The sequence below is a fragment of the SAR86 cluster bacterium genome, from assembly GCA_023703615.1.
GTDB lineage: Bacteria > Pseudomonadota > Gammaproteobacteria > Magnimaribacterales > D2472 > MED-G85.
On record CP097971.1, the window covers coordinates 1,176,331 to 1,198,158 of the forward strand.

28 protein-coding genes are annotated in these 21,828 nt (G+C 31.5%); 8 read left to right on the plus strand and 20 right to left on the minus strand.

Annotation, left to right across the window (positions count from 1 at the left end; genetic code table 11):
- Window positions 1-37 precede the first annotated feature (37 nt).
- Genes lipA through uvrD form a run of 4 tightly spaced genes read right to left on the minus strand, consistent with a single transcriptional unit; the run spans window position 38 to window position 4,864 of the window.
- Window positions 38-1,003: a lipoyl synthase gene (gene lipA, locus M9C80_06140; GenBank protein ID URQ69513.1), complete on the minus strand. Its 966-nt coding sequence runs from the start codon at window positions 1,001-1,003 to the stop codon at window positions 38-40.
- Window positions 994-1,608, minus strand: a complete 615-nt coding sequence (gene lipB / locus M9C80_06145; GenBank protein ID URQ69514.1) for a lipoyl(octanoyl) transferase LipB — start codon at window positions 1,606-1,608, stop codon at window positions 994-996. The genes lipA and lipB overlap by 10 nt, the downstream gene beginning before the upstream one ends.
- Window positions 1,608-2,693, minus strand: a complete 1,086-nt coding sequence (locus M9C80_06150; protein ID URQ69515.1) for a TRAP transporter substrate-binding protein — start codon at window positions 2,691-2,693, stop codon at window positions 1,608-1,610. The genes lipB and M9C80_06150 overlap by 1 nt, the downstream gene beginning before the upstream one ends.
- A complete protein-coding gene (gene uvrD / locus M9C80_06155) occupies window positions 2,690-4,864 on the minus strand; it encodes a DNA helicase II (protein URQ69516.1) in 2,175 nt (724 codons plus the stop codon). Before uvrD ends, M9C80_06150 begins: the two co-directional genes overlap by 4 nt.
- 42 nt (window positions 4,865-4,906) lie before the next feature.
- On the opposite strand from uvrD, the gene M9C80_06160 reads away from it, so the two are divergent.
- Window positions 4,907-5,749 (plus strand): MurR/RpiR family transcriptional regulator, encoded by an 843-nt coding sequence (locus tag M9C80_06160; protein ID URQ69517.1) that lies wholly within the window; start codon window positions 4,907-4,909, stop codon window positions 5,747-5,749.
- A 2-nt stretch (window positions 5,750-5,751) separates the two neighbouring features.
- Here the strand turns inward: M9C80_06160 and M9C80_06165 are convergent, their stop codons facing one another.
- Window positions 5,752-6,378 (minus strand): 2OG-Fe(II) oxygenase, encoded by a 627-nt coding sequence (locus M9C80_06165; GenBank protein URQ69518.1) that lies wholly within the window; start codon window positions 6,376-6,378, stop codon window positions 5,752-5,754.
- Window positions 6,379-6,439: 61 nt separating this feature from the next.
- Between M9C80_06165 and M9C80_06170 the strand changes: the two genes are divergently transcribed.
- From M9C80_06170 to M9C80_06185, 4 genes are all read left to right on the plus strand, one after another.
- A complete protein-coding gene (locus tag M9C80_06170; GenBank protein URQ69519.1) occupies window positions 6,440-7,258 on the plus strand; it encodes a hypothetical protein in 819 nt (272 codons plus the stop codon).
- 10 nt (window positions 7,259-7,268) lie between these two features.
- Window positions 7,269-7,685: a nucleoside triphosphate pyrophosphohydrolase family protein gene (locus M9C80_06175; GenBank protein ID URQ69520.1), complete on the plus strand. Its 417-nt coding sequence runs from the start codon at window positions 7,269-7,271 to the stop codon at window positions 7,683-7,685.
- Between the two features lie 6 nt (window positions 7,686-7,691).
- The gene (locus tag M9C80_06180; protein ID URQ69521.1) at window positions 7,692-7,844 is read left to right on the plus strand and encodes a hypothetical protein; all 153 of its coding nucleotides are present in this window, start codon (window positions 7,692-7,694) and stop codon (window positions 7,842-7,844) included.
- A 78-nt stretch (window positions 7,845-7,922) separates the two neighbouring features.
- Window positions 7,923-8,207 (plus strand): hypothetical protein, encoded by a 285-nt coding sequence (locus M9C80_06185; protein ID URQ69522.1) that lies wholly within the window; start codon window positions 7,923-7,925, stop codon window positions 8,205-8,207.
- Here M9C80_06185 and M9C80_06190 read toward each other — a convergent pair.
- From M9C80_06190 to M9C80_06225, 8 genes are all read right to left on the minus strand, one after another.
- Window positions 8,204-9,079, minus strand: a complete 876-nt coding sequence (locus M9C80_06190; GenBank protein URQ69523.1) for an NAD(P)-dependent oxidoreductase — start codon at window positions 9,077-9,079, stop codon at window positions 8,204-8,206. The genes M9C80_06185 and M9C80_06190 overlap by 4 nt on opposite strands.
- Entirely contained in the window at window positions 9,076-9,243 is a 168-nt protein-coding gene (locus tag M9C80_06195; protein ID URQ69524.1) for a hypothetical protein, read from the minus strand. Before M9C80_06195 ends, M9C80_06190 begins: the two co-directional genes overlap by 4 nt.
- A gap of 14 nt (window positions 9,244-9,257) precedes the next feature.
- Window positions 9,258-10,232, minus strand: a complete 975-nt coding sequence (locus tag M9C80_06200) for a nitronate monooxygenase family protein (GenBank protein URQ69525.1) — start codon at window positions 10,230-10,232, stop codon at window positions 9,258-9,260.
- Window positions 10,233-10,341: 109 nt separating this feature from the next.
- The gene (locus M9C80_06205; GenBank protein ID URQ69526.1) at window positions 10,342-11,241 is read right to left on the minus strand and encodes a Bax inhibitor-1 family protein; all 900 of its coding nucleotides are present in this window, start codon (window positions 11,239-11,241) and stop codon (window positions 10,342-10,344) included.
- Between the two features lie 72 nt (window positions 11,242-11,313).
- Window positions 11,314-11,817 (minus strand): GNAT family N-acetyltransferase, encoded by a 504-nt coding sequence (locus M9C80_06210; GenBank protein ID URQ69527.1) that lies wholly within the window; start codon window positions 11,815-11,817, stop codon window positions 11,314-11,316.
- A complete protein-coding gene (locus tag M9C80_06215) occupies window positions 11,801-12,526 on the minus strand; it encodes a crotonase/enoyl-CoA hydratase family protein (protein ID URQ69528.1) in 726 nt (241 codons plus the stop codon). Before M9C80_06215 ends, M9C80_06210 begins: the two co-directional genes overlap by 17 nt.
- Before the next feature lie 55 nt (window positions 12,527-12,581).
- Window positions 12,582-13,193 carry a 1-acyl-sn-glycerol-3-phosphate acyltransferase gene (locus M9C80_06220; GenBank protein URQ69529.1) on the minus strand — a complete coding sequence of 204 codons (612 nt, stop codon included), beginning with the start codon at window positions 13,191-13,193 and terminating at the stop codon, window positions 12,582-12,584.
- Between the two features lie 6 nt (window positions 13,194-13,199).
- Entirely contained in the window at window positions 13,200-13,880 is a 681-nt protein-coding gene (locus M9C80_06225; GenBank protein ID URQ69530.1) for a TIGR02206 family membrane protein, read from the minus strand.
- A 133-nt stretch (window positions 13,881-14,013) separates the two neighbouring features.
- On the opposite strand from M9C80_06225, the gene M9C80_06230 reads away from it, so the two are divergent.
- Both M9C80_06230 and M9C80_06235 read left to right on the plus strand, forming a co-directional pair.
- On the plus strand, window positions 14,014-14,493 hold the full coding sequence (locus tag M9C80_06230) for a hypothetical protein (GenBank protein ID URQ69531.1): 480 nt from the start codon (window positions 14,014-14,016) through the stop codon (window positions 14,491-14,493).
- A 5-nt stretch (window positions 14,494-14,498) separates the two neighbouring features.
- The gene (locus M9C80_06235; GenBank protein URQ70210.1) at window positions 14,499-14,702 is read left to right on the plus strand and encodes a helix-turn-helix transcriptional regulator; all 204 of its coding nucleotides are present in this window, start codon (window positions 14,499-14,501) and stop codon (window positions 14,700-14,702) included.
- Here the strand turns inward: M9C80_06235 and M9C80_06240 are convergent.
- From M9C80_06240 to M9C80_06270, 7 genes are all read right to left on the minus strand, one after another.
- The gene (locus M9C80_06240; GenBank protein URQ69532.1) at window positions 14,680-15,462 is read right to left on the minus strand and encodes a DUF3445 domain-containing protein; all 783 of its coding nucleotides are present in this window, start codon (window positions 15,460-15,462) and stop codon (window positions 14,680-14,682) included. The two genes, M9C80_06235 and M9C80_06240, sit on opposite strands and share 23 nt — an antisense overlap.
- A gap of 20 nt (window positions 15,463-15,482) precedes the next feature.
- Entirely contained in the window at window positions 15,483-15,788 is a 306-nt protein-coding gene (locus M9C80_06245) for a DUF962 domain-containing protein (protein ID URQ69533.1), read from the minus strand.
- Window positions 15,788-16,111 (minus strand): multidrug efflux SMR transporter, encoded by a 324-nt coding sequence (locus M9C80_06250; GenBank protein ID URQ69534.1) that lies wholly within the window; start codon window positions 16,109-16,111, stop codon window positions 15,788-15,790. Before M9C80_06250 ends, M9C80_06245 begins: the two co-directional genes overlap by 1 nt.
- Entirely contained in the window at window positions 16,111-16,425 is a 315-nt protein-coding gene (locus tag M9C80_06255; GenBank protein URQ69535.1) for a DUF1330 domain-containing protein, read from the minus strand. The genes M9C80_06250 and M9C80_06255 overlap by 1 nt, the downstream gene beginning before the upstream one ends.
- 23 nt (window positions 16,426-16,448) lie before the next feature.
- Window positions 16,449-17,057, minus strand: a complete 609-nt coding sequence (locus M9C80_06260) for a hypothetical protein (protein URQ69536.1) — start codon at window positions 17,055-17,057, stop codon at window positions 16,449-16,451.
- 76 nt (window positions 17,058-17,133) lie between these two features.
- Window positions 17,134-19,917, minus strand: coding sequence for an insulinase family protein (locus M9C80_06265; protein ID URQ69537.1), 2,784 nt, complete (start codon window positions 19,915-19,917; stop codon window positions 17,134-17,136).
- A 71-nt stretch (window positions 19,918-19,988) separates the two neighbouring features.
- On the minus strand, window positions 19,989-20,822 hold the full coding sequence (locus tag M9C80_06270; protein URQ69538.1) for a sterol desaturase family protein: 834 nt from the start codon (window positions 20,820-20,822) through the stop codon (window positions 19,989-19,991).
- A 67-nt stretch (window positions 20,823-20,889) separates the two neighbouring features.
- Between M9C80_06270 and M9C80_06275 the strand changes: the two genes are divergently transcribed.
- The gene (locus M9C80_06275) at window positions 20,890-21,828 is read left to right on the plus strand and encodes an alpha/beta hydrolase-fold protein (GenBank protein URQ69539.1); all 939 of its coding nucleotides are present in this window, start codon (window positions 20,890-20,892) and stop codon (window positions 21,826-21,828) included.

Here is a 21,828-nt window from a genome sequence, read left to right on the forward strand (position 1 = left end):
ATAAATTTTTTAATTAACTCTAAAATTAATAGAAAAATTACCCCAAGCCAACATTATTTTTTTCTAAAGCTCTTTCCGCTCTATAGCTTGATCGAACCATAGGCCCTGACATCACTTCAAGAAAACCTTTTTTTAATCCTATTTCTCTGTATTTTTCAAACTCTTTCGGTGTAACCCACCTTTCAATTGGATGGTGATTAACAGTTGGTCTTAGGTATTGACCGATAGTTAAAATATCAACTTTATTTGTGATCAGATCATCCATTGTTTGCTCAATCTCAAGGTCTGTTTCACCAAGTCCTAGAATAATACTGGTCTTAGTAAGTACTTTTGGATTAATGCGCTTTGATTCTGCTAGGACATCTAGTGTTTGTTTATACCCTGCTCGAACATCTCTAACTTGATGTGTAAGTCTTTCAACTGTTTCAATATTTTGAGCAAAAACTTCTAATCCACAATTTACTAAAGTATCAATTGATGAAGTTATGCCTTTAAAATCTGGAGTTAAGGCTTCTACCGCCGTATTTGGATTAAATTCTTTTATAAGTTTTACAGTATCAGCAAAATGTTGTGCTCCTCCATCTGAAAGATCATCTCTATTTACAGATGTTAAAACTACGTATTTTAATTTCATTATCTCAACAGCTTTTGCAGTTTTCATTGGTTCATCTCTATCAAGCCAGCCATTTGGATTCCCAGTATCTACTGAACAAAATTTACATGCTCTTGTACAAACTGATCCCATCAACATAAAAGTAGCTGTCCCTGCCGACCAACACTCACTAATATTTGGGCAATGTGCTTCCTCACAAACTGTGTAAAGTTTTTTACTCTGAACCTGTTCTTTTACTTTATGAAAATTAGGATTAAATTCAGCTTTAACTTTTAACCAACTAGGTTTCTTTGGCGAAGGAATTTCAGAAAATTTATTGAATTTTTGACCATTCTTAATAGCTTTGATGCCATCTCTGTTGATAATTTTTGTTGTTGGTATTATTTCCATTGTAAAAAAATATTTTTTAGTAAATTTATTACTAGTTCTTCTAATTGTAGTTTAGAAATGTTCTTATTTAAATCTCTTATCTGCGTTACTTCGAGACCCGCATAACCACAAGGATTTATTTGTTTGAATGGCAATAAATCCATATCAACATTAAGACTAATGCCATGATAGGTTTTTCCTTTGGAGATTCTTAGACCGATAGAGGCAATTTTCTTCTCACCTACATAAACTCCTGGAGCACCTTCGACAAAATTGCTATCAATTGATATTTTATCTAGCAATTCTTTTACAAAATTCTGTAAAGTCAAAACTAATCTCTTAGGGCCAAGTTCTAATTTCTTTACATCAAGCAAAAAATAGATAACTAGCTGTCCAGGTCCATGATATGTAACTTCTCCACCTCTGTCTGATTGAAAAATAGGTATACCTTTTGCATTTAAAATATGACTCTCATCTGCAGCTGTCCCAAGAGTAAAAATTGGAGGATGCTCCAGCAACCAAATTTCATTCTTGAAATTATTACTTTTAATATGAGACTTCATTAAGTCTAAAGTTTCATGATAATTAACAACACCAAGTGATTTGAATGTTAACTCTTTAAGCACTACTTATTTCTTGACTCAACAAATGCATCTTCCGAAATTTTATGATATGCGGATACATTATTTTTAAACTCTACATAAGAGTTATAAACCTTTGCAATGGTTTCGTCCTCTTTAGCTAAATCATCAAGAATCCTATTAGAAATCTTTCTAAATTCTTCTATTACGTCTTCAGGCAGCTTTCTTAGCTCAACTCCATGAACATCAATTAGTTCAGTAAGTGCTTTATTATTTTTTGCTAAATATTCATCCAGCATGTCTTGATTTACTGCTTTAGAGGCTGTTTCAATAATAACTTGTAAATGTTTTGGCAAAGAGTTCCAAGCATCCATATTAATTAATAGTTCAAGCATAGGTCCTGGTTCGTGCCATCCAGGATAATAGTAGTATTTAGCAGCTTGGTGAAAACCAAATGTTAAATCATTATATGGGCCAACCCATTCTGTAGCATCTATTACTCCTGTTTGAAGCGCTGTAAATAACTCACCACCCGGAAGTGTGACCGGAATTCCTCCAGCCTCTTTTAATACCTCTCCACCAATACCTGGAATACGCATTTTGAGACCTTTTATGTCTTCAAGTGAATTAATTTCTTTGTTAAACCAGCCAAACATTTGAGTTCCAGTGTTACCAGCTGGAATTGGATATATATTAAACGGAGCATAAATTTCTCTCCATAGTTCTAATCCTCCACCTCTATTGACCCATGCATTTATTTCATCAGCTGTTAATCCAAAAGGAACGCTTGTAAAAAACTGCGCAGCTGGAACTTTGCCTTTCCAAAAATAACCGCCGCTATGTCCCATTTGATGAGAGCCACTTGATACAGCATCAAAAACTCCAAATGCTGGAACTTGTTCCTCAGCACCGTAAACAGTTATTTTCATCTGTCCATTACTCATTTCTTCTACAAGATTCGCAATTCTTTCAGGAGCCATACCTAGGCCAGGATAATTTTTTGGCCATGAGGTTACAAGCCTCCAATTATAGGTTTTTTGAATATTTAATGAATCTTCTTTTAGATTAGATTCTTCATTTGAGCATCCAAAGATTAAAAAAAACAAAGGTAAAAAAATAAGCTTCTTCATATTTTCTCTAGATTTGCATATGCCATGACCAACCATTTAGTTCCAGAATTATCAAAACTAACTTGAATTCTTGCAGAATCGCCAGAGCCTTCATAATTTAAAACAATACCTTCGCCAAATTTTTTGTGCTGTACTTTTTGTCCAAGAGCAATACCTATTTCCTCCTCAAATTCCATTTTTGTTTCTTTGAAATCAGTTCTATTATAAGGGATCTTGGTTTGGGCTCTAGGTCTAATCTCATTTATTAATTCTTTTGGAATCTCCCTTATAAATCTTGATGGGGGATTAAACGTATCAGAACCATGAAGCCTTCTAGATTCAGTATGAGTAATATAGAGTTTTTCCATAGCCCTTGTAATAGCAACATAACAAAGCCTTCTTTCTTCTTCCAATTGAGATGCATTTTCCATTGACCTACCATGGGGAAATAAGCTCTCTTCTAATCCAGTAATCATAACCATTTTAAATTCAAGGCCTTTTGCGGAATGCATAGTCATTAATTGTGCAGCGTCGTCATACTCTGATGCCTGCCTATCTCCAGAATCTAGTGAGATCATATCTAAATATTGTTCAGCAATTTCTATATTTGTTTTTTCTTCTCTTATGCTTTGCTCAAAGTTTTTTGTAGCTGAAACTAATTCTTCTAAATTTTCTACTCTTGTTTTACCTTTTTCTCCAGGTTCTTTTGCATGATACGAATAAAGACCAGAGGATTTTATAATTTCCTCCATAAGAGAAGATAGAGTATTTTCTTCAATAAAGCTTTTGCAGTTTGCAATAAATTCTAAATAGTTTTTAAGTCCTAAGCCGCCTCTTCCAGTAATTGAATTTTCATCAATTAATTTTGCAGACGATTTTATATATGAAATATTATGTTTTTTTGCTGTAGCCCTTATTTTATTTAAAGTCTTCTCCCCAACCCCTCTAGTTGGATTTGAGATTGAGCGCTCAAATGCAGGATTGTCAGAATTATTAAAAATAATTTTTAAATAAGCAATTGCATTTTTAATCTCCATTCTTTCGTAGAAACGTAATCCACCATAAATCCTATATGGTATGTTTATTCTTAATAATGCTTCTTCAAGAGCTCTTGATTGAGCATTTGATCTATATAAGATAGCCGAGTCACTATAAAGCTCGCCTTTATTCATCCAATCTTTTAAAACATCAGCGACGTATCTCGCCTCATCCTGTTCGTTGTATGCTTGATACAAAATTATTTCCTCTCCTTCTTTTTTATCTGTCCACAGATTTTTTCCTAGCCTATCTGAATTATTGTCGATAACTGCATTTGCAGCTCCAAGAATCACGTTTGTTGATCTATAATTTTGTTCTAACTTTATTACTTCGGTATCTTTAAAGTGTTTTGTGAAATCGTCAACGTTTTCTACTTTTGCCCCTCGCCATCCGTAGATAGACTGGTCATCGTCTCCAACGGCAGTAATTGAAGCATTCTTCGATGTTATTTCAAGCAACCATTTATATTGAATAGTATTTGTATCCTGAAACTCGTCTACGAGAACAGATTTAAATCTTGAATGAAAAAATTCTTTAACTAATTCATTTTCTTTGATTACTTCATAAGATTTTAAAAGCAATTCACCAAAATCAACAAGATTATCATTTTTGCAGACTTCTTCATATTCTATATATACCTTTTTAATGGTCTCTTTAAAATAATCCTCATTTTCGTTTACATCTTTAGATCTTAAGCCGTCATCTTTCCATGAGTTTATTTGCCATTGAGTCTGCCTTGCAGGCCAAGTTGCTTCATCTAAATTAAGTTCTTTTGAAATTCGTTTTACGATTCTTAATTGATCATCACTATCTAAAATTGTAAACCCGCTACTAAGATTTGCCTCTTTATAGAATCTCTTAAGAAGTTTATGTGATAGCCCATGAAATGTTCCAACCCAAGAATCTCTCATTTGAACCTGTAATAATTCTTCTATTCTTGAACGCATTTCCATAGCGGCTTTGTTTGTAAAAGTTACAGCCATTATTGAGGCGGGATTTATTTGCAAGGCCTCTACTTGCCAAGCTATTTTATGAACTAAGACTCTAGTTTTTCCAGATCCGGCTCCAGCCAAAACCATTAAATGTTCTTTTTCAGAAGTCACAGCCTCTCGCTGTTGTTCATTAAGATTGTCTAAAATATGAGATACATCCATTTAGGGATTCATTTTTTTGTCTAAGAGAGATATTCTAACCCTATGACAACTAAATTATTGAGGCAAATTGAAAATTCTTTACCTGATTTAAGAAAATCAGAAAAATTAGTTGGTGAATTTGTTCTTCAAGATCCAAAATCTGTGATAACCATGAAAACTGCTGAAGCTTCTAAAGCCATTGGCATTAGCGAACCAACTTTAATAAGATTTTGTAAAGCGCTTGGTTTTTCAGGATACCAGGAATTTAAAATTAACTTATCTCAACAATTAGCAGCTGATGACTATTTTGTGATGTATGAAATTGAAGAAGACGATTCAATACATGAGTTGTGTGAAAAAGTTTTCGATACAACAATAAGTGAAATCTTAAATGTTAGGTCACAAATTAATCAAAATATTTTAGAAGAATCTATTGAAACGCTAGCTAATGCAAACAGAGTTGAGTTTTATGCTTTTGGAGGTTCTGCTCCAGTTGCTATGGATGCACAACATAAATTTTTTAGGTTAAAAATACCATCGTCGTTTATAACAGATCCTCATATACAATTTATGTCAGCTAATTCATTGAATGAAAATGATGTTGTCGTTGCAATATCTCAATCAGGCACTACATCTGCTCTTGTAAATAGCGTTAAAATTTTAAGAAAAGCTGGAGTTAAGGTAATAGGTATTATGCCTGGCAATACTCCTCTAGCTAATATATGTAACTATCCTTTAACAATAAATGTTGGAGAAAATAACAGAATATCGAAACCAAATACCTCAAGAATTGCCTATACAGCAGTAATTGATGTTCTGACAATGGGAGTGGCTCAGCTAAAACCTGAAGCACAAGATCATTTATATAATATTGCTGATTCGCAAAGGTCTTTGAGAATTAAATAACTCTAATATCTTAGACCTTCTCTAAACCACAAGTTGATGGCCCACTTTTCTCCTTTCTTGACAGGCATTCCAGCATGTAAAGAATTAGGATGAATGGTATTTGTATCTTTAAGACAGTTTTCAAAAACTATCGCTCTGCCTTTGATGGGTTTGACACCTACATCAAGTTTTGGAAAATAAGTTTCTCCTCCTTCTTCTACATCATTGAGATAGGCTAAAACTGTAAGCACTCTTTGTCCACCAGGATTCCAATGGAGTTTGCCTGCTTCAGATTCTGGATCAAACGAATCAAAATGAGCTTGATATTCTTTTCCAACGCCGTAATAAACCAATTGAAAGTCCTCTGCTGACCTAATTGACATTTTAGTAAGAATTGAAAATCTTTTGCTAACCTCATGAATAATTTCAGTAGCATCATGTTTCACAAAACAATTTTTATTTGTTCTATTTTTGTGCATTGTAGAGCCAGATTCATTGATAACAGTTGCATCTTCAAGTTTATCTTTACTAAAATCAATAAAACTTTGGCACTCCTCTGATGATAGAAAATCATCGACTACATAAATCAATGGATCTGCAGAATACATAAAAACATTTTTAGCTATAGTTTGTATTGGTTCCGTTTTCATACTCTTATTTTAATATTTAATAATGGTTTATTATATACTTGTAAAAATTTTGTTATAAAAAATGTTAAATATACTTAATAATAAACAAAAAAAATTCTTTGAAAAAAATAGATATGTCGTTGTAAAGAATGCTCTTTCACAAGAAATAATTTCATTTATAAAAGATAGTTGGAATAGAATGGATGAAGAGCCATATAGTAAATCAATTTTTGTAAAAGAAGGTAAGCATGTAGATGGTTCGATTTGGAGCAAGCCTTTCATCACTTCTGAATATGGCATTTCTCCGTTTGGTGTTTCAACACTAACTAACCTCCAAAAAATTATTGAAAAAAATATAGAAATTGAATTAATACCAACCTACAGTTTTGAAAGAAAGTATTGGAGAGATGCTGTCTTATATTCCCATAGAGATAGACCAAGTTGCGAAATAAGTGCAACTATAACTATAGATTACGTAACCGATAACAAAGAACCTTGGCCTATATGGATATTGAATGATAAAAACTATGCTGGATTCAATAATGCCAATGCTTTTGCAGTTTCACAATCTAAAAATGAAGATGAAAGAATCAAAGCTGGTTGTAAAAGAATTTTGATCTATCCAGGCGATATTCTAGTGTATCAGGGTGTAAATGTATTGCATTGGAGAGATCCATTGGATGGAGAATGGGCAAGGCAGATTTTTGTGCATTATGTGAATAAAAATGGTCCTTTTTATCAAGAATTTCCTGAATTAGAGTTTGATGGAAGAAAGTCTCTTTATCATACCTATGATGACAATTATAGAAACTACAAAGTTGTTAAAGAACTAAATGAAACACTTGCTAACGATGTAAACTTTTGTAAAGAAAGGGCTTGCAAAGGTATTAGTAAAATATAGAGGATAAGATATGTCTAAAGAGGTAAAAGATTTTTTTGCAGTATATTCAGATTTTGTTGAAAAGGTAACAAGCGATCCAAGTCTAGACTTAGAAGATTTAAAGCGAAGATTTGATGAGATTGAAGACTCTTCTTCAATAAAAACACCAAGATTGCTTACGGCAGCTCTTGGGCTTGGGAGCGAAACAGGTGAATTTGTTGAAATTGTAAAAAAAATGTTTTTACAGGGAAAACCCCCATCAGAAGATAATATTTTTCATATGAAAAGAGAACTAGGAGACATAATGTGGTATTGGACAACTGCGTGTGCTTCATTAGGCTTAGATCCATATGAGGTAATAAGTGAAAATCAAGAAAAGCTTGCTGCCAGATATGGAGAAAAATTTGAAGTTGAAAGAAGTGAAGTTCGAAAAAAAGGCGATCTGTAACTTTAGATGACTAAAAATAAGCAAGAAATTAAAAATAGTCAATTGCCTTCAGCGGTTGATGATTGTGCTGATGTAAAATCAAAGTTTGATAGATTTAAAAGGAAAAAAAAGCATGATAGATTTACTCCTGTTTCTTATGAGAAACCACCCCATTTTTAAATGTTAATTTTTTTAGCATCATTATATTTTATCTATGCATTTTTTTTTCTTTTTACCTATGTAAAGGGGTACAGCTTATTGAGATATCTTCTTAAAAGAAAAAATATTAATGTTCAATTATCAATTGAGCTTATTTTTATTATCATATGCTCATTTGTTTTATTCATGACACAACCACTGAACTGGATAGTAGGTCTAATAATGTTATCTCATGTTGGTGGGATAATTTGGATTATTTCAAACCCAGATCAATACTATGCCATGGTTGAAGAGGCCTCAGTTGATATGGATTCATTCGAGATTATTGCATTTATGACATACATTGCTTATGGAGCATTTGCATACTACTCCATAATAATTTAAATAATATCTTTTATTCTTTTGTATAAGCTTGATGTATCCCATCCCCCGCCACCAGCATTTTGTATATCTTTATAGTATTCATTAATAAGTTTTGTTAGATCTAGGTTAATATTTGATTTCTTCGCTTTTTCTAAAACTATATTAAGATCTTTTCTCATAAGATCTACTGCAAATCCATGATCATATTTGTCCTCTGACATTGTTTTCCACCTATTTTCCATTTGCCAAGATTGAGCAGCACCTTTAGAGATAACTGAAATCACATCATTGATATTTAAACCTACTTTATCTGAAAAATTCATTCCCTCTGCTAAAGATTGAATAAGTCCTCCTATGCAAATTTGATTTACCATTTTTGTTAATTGTCCCGAACCACTTGAGCCCATATATTTTATAAATTTTGAGTAGCACTCTATAATGTCTTGTACTTTTTTATAGGATTGTTCTTCACCACCAACCATTACAGTTAGTTGACCTTTTTCTGCGCCTATTTGGCCACCTGATAGAGGTGCATCCAAAAATTTACAATTTTTTAATTTTAAAGAATCATTAATTTCTTTTGGTAGATCTGCCGAGGTTGTTGTATGGTCAATGATTATTGTTTCTTCATTTAAATTTTCGTGAATCCCAGATTCACCAAAGATAATATTTCTTACGTCATCATCTTTTGTCACACATAAAATTATAACTTTAGATTCTTTAGCAATATCTGATGGTGTTTTACAAACATTCCCAACATATTTATTTGACCAGTCAACTGATTTTTTTATAGATCTGTTAAATACAGAAACCTTATAGCCTTTGTTAGAAAGATGGCCAGCCATTGGAAAGCCCATCACCCCCAAGCCTATAAAGCCCAAGGCTTGTTTCATACTATAAAATCTTCTCTATCATTTTTTTCAGACTTATTAGCCTTTTTTTCATGATTTTGAGGTATGCCTTTTGTGCCTGATATTTCTTTTTTAGATAAATTTAACAAGTAAACTATTGAAGCGATAGAGGTGATTGTAAGCGTTATGATTATAAAAATATCCATATGATTTCCTAAATTTATATCTCTATTTTGGTTTTAAATTCTTTAAATGCAAGTTTGTATTCACTTTCAAGTCTTTTAACAAGTTCTTCAACGCTTGGTGAATCTTCAATTAACCCAATCCCTTGCCCAGACCCCCAAATATCTTTCCATGCTTTTGAATCTGTATTTCCACCTGATCCAAAATTCATTGTTGATTTGTCTGCATCTGGAAGATTATCAGGATCTAGCCCAGCATTTTTTATTGAGGGTTTAAGATAATTACCAAGAACACCAGTAAATAAAGAAGAATAAACAATATCTGCAGCTGTGCTTTCTTCCAACATTTTTTTGTATTCTCTATCAGCATTAGCCTCTTTTGTAGCAATAAATCTTGTTCCTAAATATGCAAAATCCGCTCCTAGGGTTATGGCTGACGCAACAGAATAACCATCACCAATTGATCCAGAAAGAATTATAGTGCCATCAAACCAATCTTTAACCTCTCTTAAGAGTGCAAAAGGTGATAAAGCACCTGCGTGTCCGCCTGCACCGGCACAAACTAAAATTAGTCCATCAACCCCCTGTTCAACTGCTTTCTTTGCATGTCTCACGTTAATAACATCATGATAAACAAGACCTCCATAACTATGAGCAGCTTCTACTAATTCAGCTGGTGGCCTTAATGAAGTAATAATGATTGGTACTTCATGTTTTACACAAGTTTCCATGTCATCCATTAACCTATCATTTGATGCATGACATATTTGATTAACTGCAAAAGGTGCAACTTTTGCTTCAGGATTTTTTTCTTTGTAGCTTTTTAGTTCTTCTTTAATTTTTATAATCCACTCCTCAAGCACATGTTGAGGTCTTGCATTAAGAGCTGGAAAAGACCCAATAACGCCAGATTTGCACTGAGCTATTACTAGCTCGGGTCCAGAGACAAGAAATAATGGTGCTCCGATAACAGGAATAGTTAAATTTTCTTTAATATTATTAGGTATAGCCATTTTTTATTTCTTTGTTTTTAATTTTGATTTTATAAAAGTTAATTTATATTGGAAGATTATAGTCTTTTTTAATGGTAATAGTTCCATTAATAATGTTAGCTTAAAAGGTTTAATCACCCATGGCTTCTAAGATTTCTAATAGTAAATTGATAATGTCTAAATAAATTGTGAAAGCAATGGTAAACGCTGTGTTCCAATTATTTAAATCTGCAATTTCACCAGCCTTTTTAAGTAAATTGAAGTCATATAATAAATATAACGAAAAAACAAAAGCACCAAAAATTGCAGCAGCTCTGGTAGTTGGCCTGCTTATATTTATGAAAGTTCTTACTATATTAAATAGTACAATTCCAATTAGTGATATAAAAAGAATAGCTGCGAATATTGTACTCTCTGAAAAAGAAATAAAATCACTATAACCAATAAATCCAGTCAAAATAGTAACAAAAAATACAATTTTTAATGCTTTATATCCATCATTTTCATCCATCTCTAACATTATTAAGCCTATCAATGGACCGGTTAGAATGCTATTTAATGAAAACATCAATGCTTGAGCAGTTATTGATACACCAGAAACTCCTGAAACAAAAAAAAGTGTCATACATAAAGAAATAATCCATGCAAAACCTAAAAAATTCACTGATTTATTTGTTTGTGTAACATGTTTAAATCCTAGTTTTAATAAACTTGATTCTTCTGCCTCATTTAATGCGATTTCTTTTCTGGTTATAGTATTTTTAAAAATGTTTACGGGTTGTGTAAAGTCTCTTTGGTATTCATCTTCTTTTGTCATTGTTTTAGGAAAAGATTTTGGCAATTCGTTATAAGGTATTAAATCAAGCTGATTTTTCATATTAACCGAGCCAATAAACCTAAGCCCTAAAAGTTTTGAATCCTCTCTATATGCTTGATTAGCTTTTTTGATAAAAAACAAACATCCCAGCAGAACAATACCTAGTTGAGATGACAAAATAATCATGGTTTTAAAAAACAGAGTTGTTTCCATAAACATAAATAATCATAGCTTGTATTTGCTAAAAAGAAATTTTAAATAATGTTACAAAATAATATATATATATTATTTTTTAAAATAAGCTACGGAGTGATCAACAAAATTGTGAGTCCCAATTTTTTTGAATCCATATTTATAATGAAATTTTATAGATGCTTTATTTAAAGGTTTAATATTTACCTCGCAGCATAGAGGTAGATTTTCATAATTAACTTTTTTTTCAACATATTTATATAAATCTGAGGCAAGGTTATTGCGTCTAAATTCTTTTTTTACAGCAATCCTATCTATATACAAAAATTTTTCAGTATTATTTGAAAAAAATTTATAATTTTGTGACGAATAGTCAGAACTCTCTCTGAAACATACAATAAAACCTATAACTTTATTATCATAACTAAGATAGAAGTTAGCGAAGCTTAATCTTAATAATTTAATTAAATCATCAAAAGATCCTAAATCGCCAACCTCAGGTGTATTAGATTGATTAATTAAATAAATAGACTCTAGAATGTTTGCTTCAGAATCTAAAAAAAATTCTTTAATTATTAACTCAGACTTGAGGATCATCCTTTGGAATCACTGGTTTAGGATCCGAACCAAGATTATCAATTGCATCATTAATTTTTTTTAAAGTCTCAGCAATAAATAATTCTTTTGTAAGAGAGTAACTAGGATTTCCCATTGTTGATAAATCCTTTGCTTTTTCCATTGCGGTATTCATCAAATTATTTGACTCTGTTATTTCATCAATAATGCCAGTTTTTGTAGCGTCTTCTAATGCAAACATTTCGCCGCCAAGGACTGCTCTATATTTATAAGACTGCGTAACCCTAAATTTAATTAATTCTAATATTGGTGTAGGTATAACCATGTTTGTTCTCATTTCATTTGCGCCAACCATGTATTCGCCTTTAATACCAATTCTATAATCACAACAACATAATAAAAAGGTGCCAAGTGCTATTCCGTGACCTGAACAAGCTGCTAAAACTGGTCTTGGAAAAGAAAAGATTCTTGCAAGAAGCTTAAAGCCATTCAAAGTCATATCTCTTATTTTTTCTATATCACCCGAACTAATTACTTTTAAATCAAAGCCAGCAGAGAACATCCCTTCCCTCCCAGTAATAATTAGTGAGCCTTTGTCTGTTGGTACATTATCTAAACATTCATTGAAGGCATCTATCATGTTTTTAGAAAAAACATTTGCCTTACCATCGTCAATAGTAATGATTGATACGTCGTCTTTGCTTTCTAGAGTTGCTAATTTTTCCATCATGCTCCTAATTTTTTATAAGAATATATTAATATGCCCCTTTATTAAATATAAATGTTTAAAACTTATCTGGATATTTTGGAGCAAAACTTGAATAATATTTTTTAATTTCTTCAATATCTTTTTCGTTGTCACCAGTTGGTATATAAATGTCACCTAGTAAAATTTCTTTAGCTGAAAAGTCTATGGATGCCATGAGAACATTAGCCTGAATTTCTTTTGCTATTCTTAAAAAGCCTGACTTCCATTCACTAACCTTCGATCTTGTGCCTTCTGGTGCCATAGCAAAAAGTGTCCCAGGATTATTTTTTATTTTTTTAACAATTTTTAAAACTACATCTCCAGGTACTGATCTATTAACCGGTATACCGCCAAGCGACTTCAAAAACCAACCTAATCCAAATCTAAAAACAGTATGTTTTCCGATAAATGAAATTCTTGCATCTAATCCAATTATAGTGGCAAGTCCTAACGCACCATCCCAGTTTGAGGTATGTGGCGCAACAATTACGACTAAATTTTCTCCATCTTTGACACCTGCAATTTTTCCATTAACCTGCCATCCAAGAATATATAAGAAATATTTTCCTAACCATTGATAAAAACCAGGTCTATTTGCCCGATAGTAATTTGGAATTTGATCACTTGAAACAGTATGATTTTTTTTCAAAATAATTTATGTCCTATCTTTGAGAAGATATGGCGTATAAAGCAAATAACAAACTATTACAGCAAAAATATATAAATCAATAATATGGAAAGGTTCATTTCTCATAAAAGCTGTAACATTATTCCCGATAGGCTTTTCGATTAAGAACCAATAATTTGCAGGGGGTCCCAGTAAATAGTTTATTAAATACATAAATACAAGAAGCACGGATGCAAAGAAAAGAGCTTGATGAACATCTTTAAGATATGGTCTTTCTTTCTCAACGATAATTGCATATGAAACCACTAGGATAATAACAGTATGTCCAATTTGATTTTGAATATATCCAACATAAGGAAAACCATAGAAAGTATCTGGCGTTAATATAGACATGCCAGCACCTGCAATTCCAAAAAAGAAAGCAAAAACAAAAAAAGGTCTTTTTTTGGTAATTAAATATGCAGCTGCAGCAAAAGTTGAAAAATCACACAAATGCAGTGGTAAGCCAAGTTTCCAATCGTCAAGTATTCCTTCTCTATAAAAATCCGTAGCTTGATTAATTATCATTATCACGATGACAATAATTGCAAAATTACGTTTAGTTTGTTCGGATGTGCCAATAAAAAATCTTGGTAAAAAAATTATGGTAAGAGTGCATAAAGCAACAATAATTAGGTGAGATGTATCAAAGAGATTAAGTTTGCTCATCAAAAAGGAATTATTAAATATATAAAGGCATTATAAAGTATTTAAAAAATATATCTCCATTAATTGTCAAGCATACTTGACATTTTATTTTCTTCAATTATATTGATATTACATAATTTTAAAGGATTTAAATATGGCAAAAATTACATTTGGTGGAATGTGGGTAGATATAGAGTCTTTAGAAGGCAAAGATAAGTCATATTGGATTGCTTGCTTAATTTTTTCAATAATAGCAGGAATGTGTTTTGGCGTTATATTGGGTTTTACTTCAGAGAGTTGGCTTTTCGAAGCCGATGTTGATAGAACAAATGAAGTTTCTGATATTTATAAAGAAAATAGCTGGCTTTTGTATTTAGCAATAGCTGCTGTTATTTCAACATTTATTGCTGGGTATACCTATATAAAAGTTCTAGTTAATCAAGATGACTTATTTAAAAAATATAATGAAATGAGTATGATTGGTGGTGCATGCGGTTTTGTATTTATTGGTGTACCAATCGCGGTGCTATCACCTTTTATTGGATACTCACCGAACTTTTTTGATTTTTTCCTAACATTTGCTGTAGGCTCTATAATAAATGGTTATAGGTTTAGTAAGAAATATCTTAATTAAATACCATAATGAAAAATAACATTAAAGAGCTTAGGGCTAGCATTGCAATTAGTCAAAGTGATCTAGCGAAATCTTTGAATGTTAGTAGGCAAACAATTAATTCAATTGAAAATGGTAAATTTGATCCATCATTGACCCTCGCGTTAAAACTAATAAAATATTTTAATAAGCCTTTAGATTCTATTTTTAAATACGAAGATAGTCTTTAATTAAATTTATTTTTTTTGTGCCCCCGAAATAGCTCACTTCATTAGCATCTAAGATATCTAAACTTTTCTGTAGGCCCTTTTTTGCCTTTGGAAAATTATGGATTGCGCTAAGTGGTTGAAAAATTACATTTATAGTAAATAAAGAAAAGTCTTCATGGAATCTACATATTGTTTCTTTTTCAGATCTAATAAACCAACTGGAGGGATTAGTCTCTAGAGAATCCTCCTCATTTAGATGAAACCTTTTAGTGTCACCGTGAATTAACCAGTTTTGTCTGGCAAAAGGTTTCTTCAAGGGTGACTGTTTTATAAATGTTTCTATATGAGAACCAATTTTTTTGTTTAAAGAAATTACAGGTTTATGAATATCTCTTAAGGGTTTTCCTATTTTTGTTTTTACATTCCAGTAGCTTGGCGAACAAATGCTGGCAGCTATCATCCTCTGATCTCCATTTGCTTCTATTAAACATAAATCATCTTGAATACATAAACCAATGTCAGCTATTAAATCTTTATATAAAGGCTTTTTAATTTTAAAAAATTTGCCAAGTTCTAATTGCGCATCTAAAGAATCTTTGGTTGCAGCAACTACTTGATCGTATTTATTTTTCAGGAGTTTTTTTTTATGCTCAAGAATTTGACCATTGATTGGCCTATCAATCCATGTATCAAAATGTATTGGATGAAGACCAAGCTTATATTTTTTATTGCCATTTCCCCATGGAGGACTTCTCCAAAAACTTGAATCGATTTGTAGCAAAACTGTTCCTTATAAAATTTCTAAAAAATCTTATGTTTACCCCTTATGATTTCTAGGTACATAACATGATCCGCTATAAGACTATACAAAGGATATTTGAATGTTGCCGGTTTATTTTTTTCGATAAAAAAATGGCTTATCCAAGCAAATCCATAACCACTAAACAATGCAACTAAAAGAAAGAAATAGTTTAATGTAATAAAAAATAAAACTAAAAAAGATAAAGAGAATGTGGTTCCAATAAAATGATAAAGCTTTGTTTTCTTCTCTTTATGTTCACTTAAGTAAAATGGGTAAAAATCCCTAAAATTATTATACTTTTCCATTAATGACCTCCATACGCATTTACTAGAATAACGCCATTTACTATTAGAAACAAACCCAAAATAGATTGCCAGCTCAAGGTCTGTGAATAAAGATAATATGAAAGGATTGCTATTAAAAAAACTCCCAAGCCGCTCCAACATGCATACACTATTGCTAAAGGTATTTCTTTCAAAGCTATTGTTAAAAAATAAAAAGATAAAATATACAAAGCCGATAGAATCACGGTAGGAATTATTTTTGTAAATTGTGCGCTAATTGGAAGAAGTAAAGTACCGGTTACTTCAAATAAAATAGCTAAAGTTAGAGCTGCATATGCAGACATTAATCTCTTGGTGGTAACCCGTTAATTCTTGTTAATGTAATTGTAGTTGAAGCTCTTCTAAATTTACTAATCTCTTTATAATCAGAATCATCCCACCAAGCATCTGCTTTTTCGGCAGACGGAAAGCTAAAAAGTATAACTCTGTCTTGCTCAATTGGACTGTCGCCTTCAACGTGAATAGGATTATCATCAAATGTTATAAATTCTCCATCATACTTTTTTAAAATAGGAAAAAATCCTTTTTCATACTTTCGATAGGTTTCAGCGTCATGGATTTTTATATTTACAATATAATAAACTTTTGTATCGCTCATATTTGCTCCTTATTTATAAATTTTTATTCTGGAGCAGCAGAAGGCTGATAATCATAATAACCATCCAAAGGAATCATTAGGTGGACAAATTTTGTTCCTTTAAACATAACGTATGGCGCACCAGTAGTATAGTCAGTGGTTTGACCATCTAGGCTTGATGGATCTTTTGGCATTAACATTATGTGAGCACCAGATTCAATGTAATGTTTATGACCAGCATCTTTTTGACCATCAGTATAAGGTTTAAAATTATCAACGCCTAAGTCGCCATGTTTCATCCAAATCCAACCGTCGCTTTCTAATTTAGGAGTCGTATCTGATATGTATGCTTCTACCCATGCAACTGCATTTGGATCTGAACAAGCTGCAGCTGAAGCATGTGCATCTTCATATCCACCTTCAGGCATCGGCACAAGCGGTCTGCATGTCCACCCATTTGAACCTTCTCTTAGAACCTCGCCTGAAGCACTTATAACTGTTGCATAATCACCGATAAATGCCGGCGCGGCACTAGTATATGCTTTTAACTGCCAGTCTGAAGAATTACCAGCATTTTTATGATCGTCCGCGATTAAACTAACAGCAAAAATGATAAATAATAGACCTAAAATAAAATTTGTTTTTATACTCATACATCTCTCCTTTATTTAAAAATATAATGTCATTTAATATTTAGTATTTCAAGAATATTCGAACAAAAAATGGGTATTATTGCCAACTAAACCAAGGTGATTCTGAAAAATCATCTCCTTTAATTTGAACTGTTGTATTCATATAGTTACCTTGAATAAAAAAGTCATTTATCAAATTGGTAAGGTCTTGTTTTGTAGTATTTTCTAAATATTCTTTTGCCTTTTGTTTTGTATCAAAAGAATAGTTTCCTTCTCCCCAATCAGCAAAATATTGTGATGCTTCTATTCCTAAATTTTCAGGGATTTTGTTCATTTCGTCTAGAAGTGCTTTTTTAGTATTCTCTACTGTAGAATCTGGAAGTTGATCAAAAGCAACAACAAAACTATATATGAAACCCATAACTTTTTCTTTTAGATCTTTAAGATTTGTATTGTCACTTACTATAAGCATTGATAGAGTTGGATATTCGTTTGTTTCACTGTCAAAACTACTAGCAATATAACCAACTTCTTGTAAAGTTCTCAATTCATTAAAAAAAGTTGGTCGCATTAATCTATTTATTAAGTTCAGTTGGATGCTTATTTCTTCTGATTTGACTGGATATACATAATTATCTAGCAATCCAACTCCGTCCTTAGAAATAGAAACTTTTTTCATTCTTGCTGTTCCGGTCTTTACTGAAAAATCTGGTATATCTCTCCAGTGTATTTTTTGAGAAGTATCTCCAATTATATTTCTTGCACTTTTTGCAAAATTTACAACCTCTGATGGATCATAATTACCATACGCATAGATATCTAAAAAGATTGAGTTAGTAAATTCTTGATAAATTCTTTGCACATCCTCATACGTAATTTTTTTTGTAGCTTCTATGTTTTCTTTAGTTGTCCATTTTTGAGTTTTATTAATCAAAGCATCATGCACAAAAAGTTGAGAACTGATATCGTCTTCTTCTATTGATTCATATTGATCCAATAAAAATTCTTTTGCATTTTTTAATTCCCAGTCCTTAATCTCAAATTCCATTAATTTAGATATTAAATCATTTGCATATCCAATCTGTCGCATTGATCTGCCCGACATAAAGAAACCTATATTTCCATAATTATCTGGATTTGGAAGAATACTCACTCCTCCACCTTGATATGCTTTTTGTAGAATTCTTCTGTTTGATTTTATAAAATGATAAAAAATTATTCCCATAGCTGCGTCAATTTCAGCAGTATTTGAAAAAATTGGAGACATCATATTAATTGACATCAAACCTTTGTTATTTTTATGGTTAATGCTTTGAGAAAGATAAGCTTGCACACCCTCATTAAAATAAACTTTCTGAGGAATTTCATAATCACTTGAAGCTATTACATTTTCATTTGGTTCATCTAAAAGAATTATCATTGGTTCTGGGAGTTTTAATGAGGCTATACCAGTTTTCCATCTAGAAATGTCTTCAGCTGGTATTGGTTCAGTTCGATAGGAACCATCAGCATATTTTAATTCAATATCAGCATTTTCTTCTGTACTTAGATGATAGATCCTTACAAACTCAGGTTTAAGTTGTGACATAAGATCTTTGATAGCTTGTTCATCATACTCTTCTGTTAGATAACTATAATCGATTAAATTTTCTACTGGCACATCAAATATTTGACTTCCAAAACCTACAGCAACAGCTAGAGCTCTTGGAGCAGATAAATCTATAAAGTTCCTTTCGTTAATAGCTTTAATTTCATCAAAATACTCTTTTATAATTCCATCTGACTGAATTAAATTTAAATATTCAAAAGTTAAATCCAAAATAAGGTTCTTATTTTCAACACCCTTTTCTGTGAGAATATAATCAATAAATGCTGATCCATCGTATCCCCATACTTTAGATTGTATTGATGCATTACCAGATTCTATAAAACCTTCATCAACTAAGTACGACATCAAGGTATTTTCTTCTTGGGAATTTAATAACTTTTCAACAAAAGAGTTTGGTTTGGATTTCCATTCAGATGAATTATCTCTTATGGGAAATTCTAACGATAGACTTGGTGAACCAGCTCTTTTTTTAATATAAATATTTTTTAAAAGATTTGAAGAAAGATAAGCTTTCTCTTTAGTTAAAGGTCTCTCGACTTTTTTATTTTTTATTCCTTCAAAATACTTTCTTGCTAAACTTTTTAATTCTCTTGGTGATTGATTTCCAACTAACACAAGTTTCATCAAATTAGCTGAATAATATTTGTTATAAAAATCTTTCAGTGAAGCTAGAAGTTGCTCTCTATCATCTGAGAGTGTATCTTTATTTCCAACTCCAAGATTTGTTTTTGGATGGTCAGGATTTCCTGTCATTGCTGCTGTTCTTTGTGTTACAAACTGATCGGTTTGTCTTGCAAGAAGCCATTCAGAATTAACTGCTGAAATTTCTTTTTCAACCATTGATGGGTCAAAGATAGGCGCCTTGATTGCAGCACTTAATCTATCAAGACCTGCTTCAAATTTATCACTATTAATTGAAAACAAATAAGTAGTTTGCTCTGTTGCAGTAAAAGCGTTAGTGCTTCCACCGTTCTCACTTATAAACTGCATATATTCATTCGGTTTTTTATATTTTTTGGAACCCATAAAAATCATGTGTTCTAAATAGTGAGCTATTCCTTGAGCGTCATCTGGATCTTGAAACTGACCAACCCCAACACTCAGAGTTGCTGCAGATGTTGCTAAATTTTTATCGCTAACTGTAACAACCTCAATTCCATTTTTTAATGTAAAAGTTCCGTATTCTCTAGTATCACTTGGTGCTTTGTTAATAGAAGCACTAATTGATAATGTAAAAAAGAATAAAAGGAATAAGGATTTTGATCTAATCATATGTATTTTTGTTATGTTATTTAATTTTGAAATACAAAGATAAATATGTCAAGTATATTTGACATATGAGATTATTCTTTTGTTTTTGGTGGCCCAAAAAATAAATACAACGATTCTTTTATATTATTTGAATTCTTGATGTCTTTAAGAATGTTGCTCCACTCCATAAAAGTAATCTTGATCGGATTAAATGTTTTAACATTTTTTACTAGGCCATACTTTACGGATTCTTTTTCAGGCTCAAAAGTTCCAAACATACGGTCCCATACAATCAATAAGTTTCCATAGTTTTTATCAATATATTGCTTATTTGAGCCATGATGAACACGATGATGTGAAGGTGTATTGAAGATATATTCAAATGGGCCTAGGTTTTTAATTATTTGAGTATGGCCTACTATCCCCCACAAAGTACTTATGACTCCAGCAATTGCAATAATTGTTGGATCAATGCCAACAATTGGTAAAAAAATAAAAAAGGGAATTTTTGAAATTGGCCCAAGCCAAGCTTGTCTAAAAGATACTGCAAAATTCATTTCTTCACTAGAATGATGTGACATATGCACAGCCCACAAAAAACGACTCCTATGAGATACGCGGTGATAAAAATAGAATACTAAATCTATCAAAACGAAAGCTAAAATCCACATCATCCAAATAGGTATTAATGAGCTAAGATCAAGTATTCTGTATTGATACAAATATATGTGAATTGCCAGAGTAATGCCTTTTACTAGAAATACCATTAAAATATTTCCAGTTAAAAGTCCGATAGTGCATAGAGTATCGTTTTTTCTGTATAGCTTCTTATTATTTAAACTTGAAAATAGTACTTCAATTAAAATAAATACAATTACTATTGGTAGGCCAATAAGATATACTTGTTGATAGGTCAATTCTGTCATTTTTAATACTAGTTATCTAACTTATATAAATTCGAATTGAATATTGTAAATTATTAATAAGGTCATTTTGAATATTTCAACAAAATATATCTTGCTTACAGTTTTCTTATCTACAAATATATTTGCAGGCTTGTCGATTGGATATATCGAAGAAGACTATGTAAGTGTCAATGATGACTTGGATAGAAGGATACAGATTTATTATCCATTTGAAAAAAAAATCGACTCGAATACTACATTTATAATCATGAACGACGGAGAAGAGTTGTTTTATGAAAAAGATTCATGGCATGGAAAAGCATGGAATATCGATGACAGCTTTAAAAGATTAAAAGAATCTGGGTATCAATTAAACATTGTTGTTGTTGCAATAGATAGTGCAAGAAGAGCAAAGGGAGGGATAATTGATGAGACAAGAAGATACTCAGAATATTTCCCAAAAGATGCTATTCCTTTTTTTAAAACAGGTTTTAAAAAATATATTTATAGTTCATTCATAGATATCCCAAAAATGGATTATCTCGAATTTCTTGAAAAGAAAATAGTGCCTTATATTGAAAATAAATTTAATGTGACTTTAAATAATACTAATTTAGGAATAATTGGTGCAAGTATGGGTGGTTTAAATGCTATAAACGCTCAATTAGAGTATCCTGATTTATTCGGTTTTGCTGGATGTATTTCGACACACTGGATAGGAATAAAAATATCTGAATATTTAGCTTTACCATTTAGTAAAAAGATATCTGGTGATCCAAACACTACAAGCGCAATTATCAAATATATCAAGTCAAAATCTGAAGTTTTAAATGATCAGAAACTTTATTTTGATCATGGTAGTGAAGGTTTTGATCGTTACTATTCAAAGCCTCAAGAACAGATTAATCAAATATTTGATATTAACAACATTAACTACGATTATAAAAAGTTTGAAGGTGATGATCATGAGCCTAAATATTTTGGCAGAAGATTTGATAACATTCTAATTTATTTATTAGATGTATAA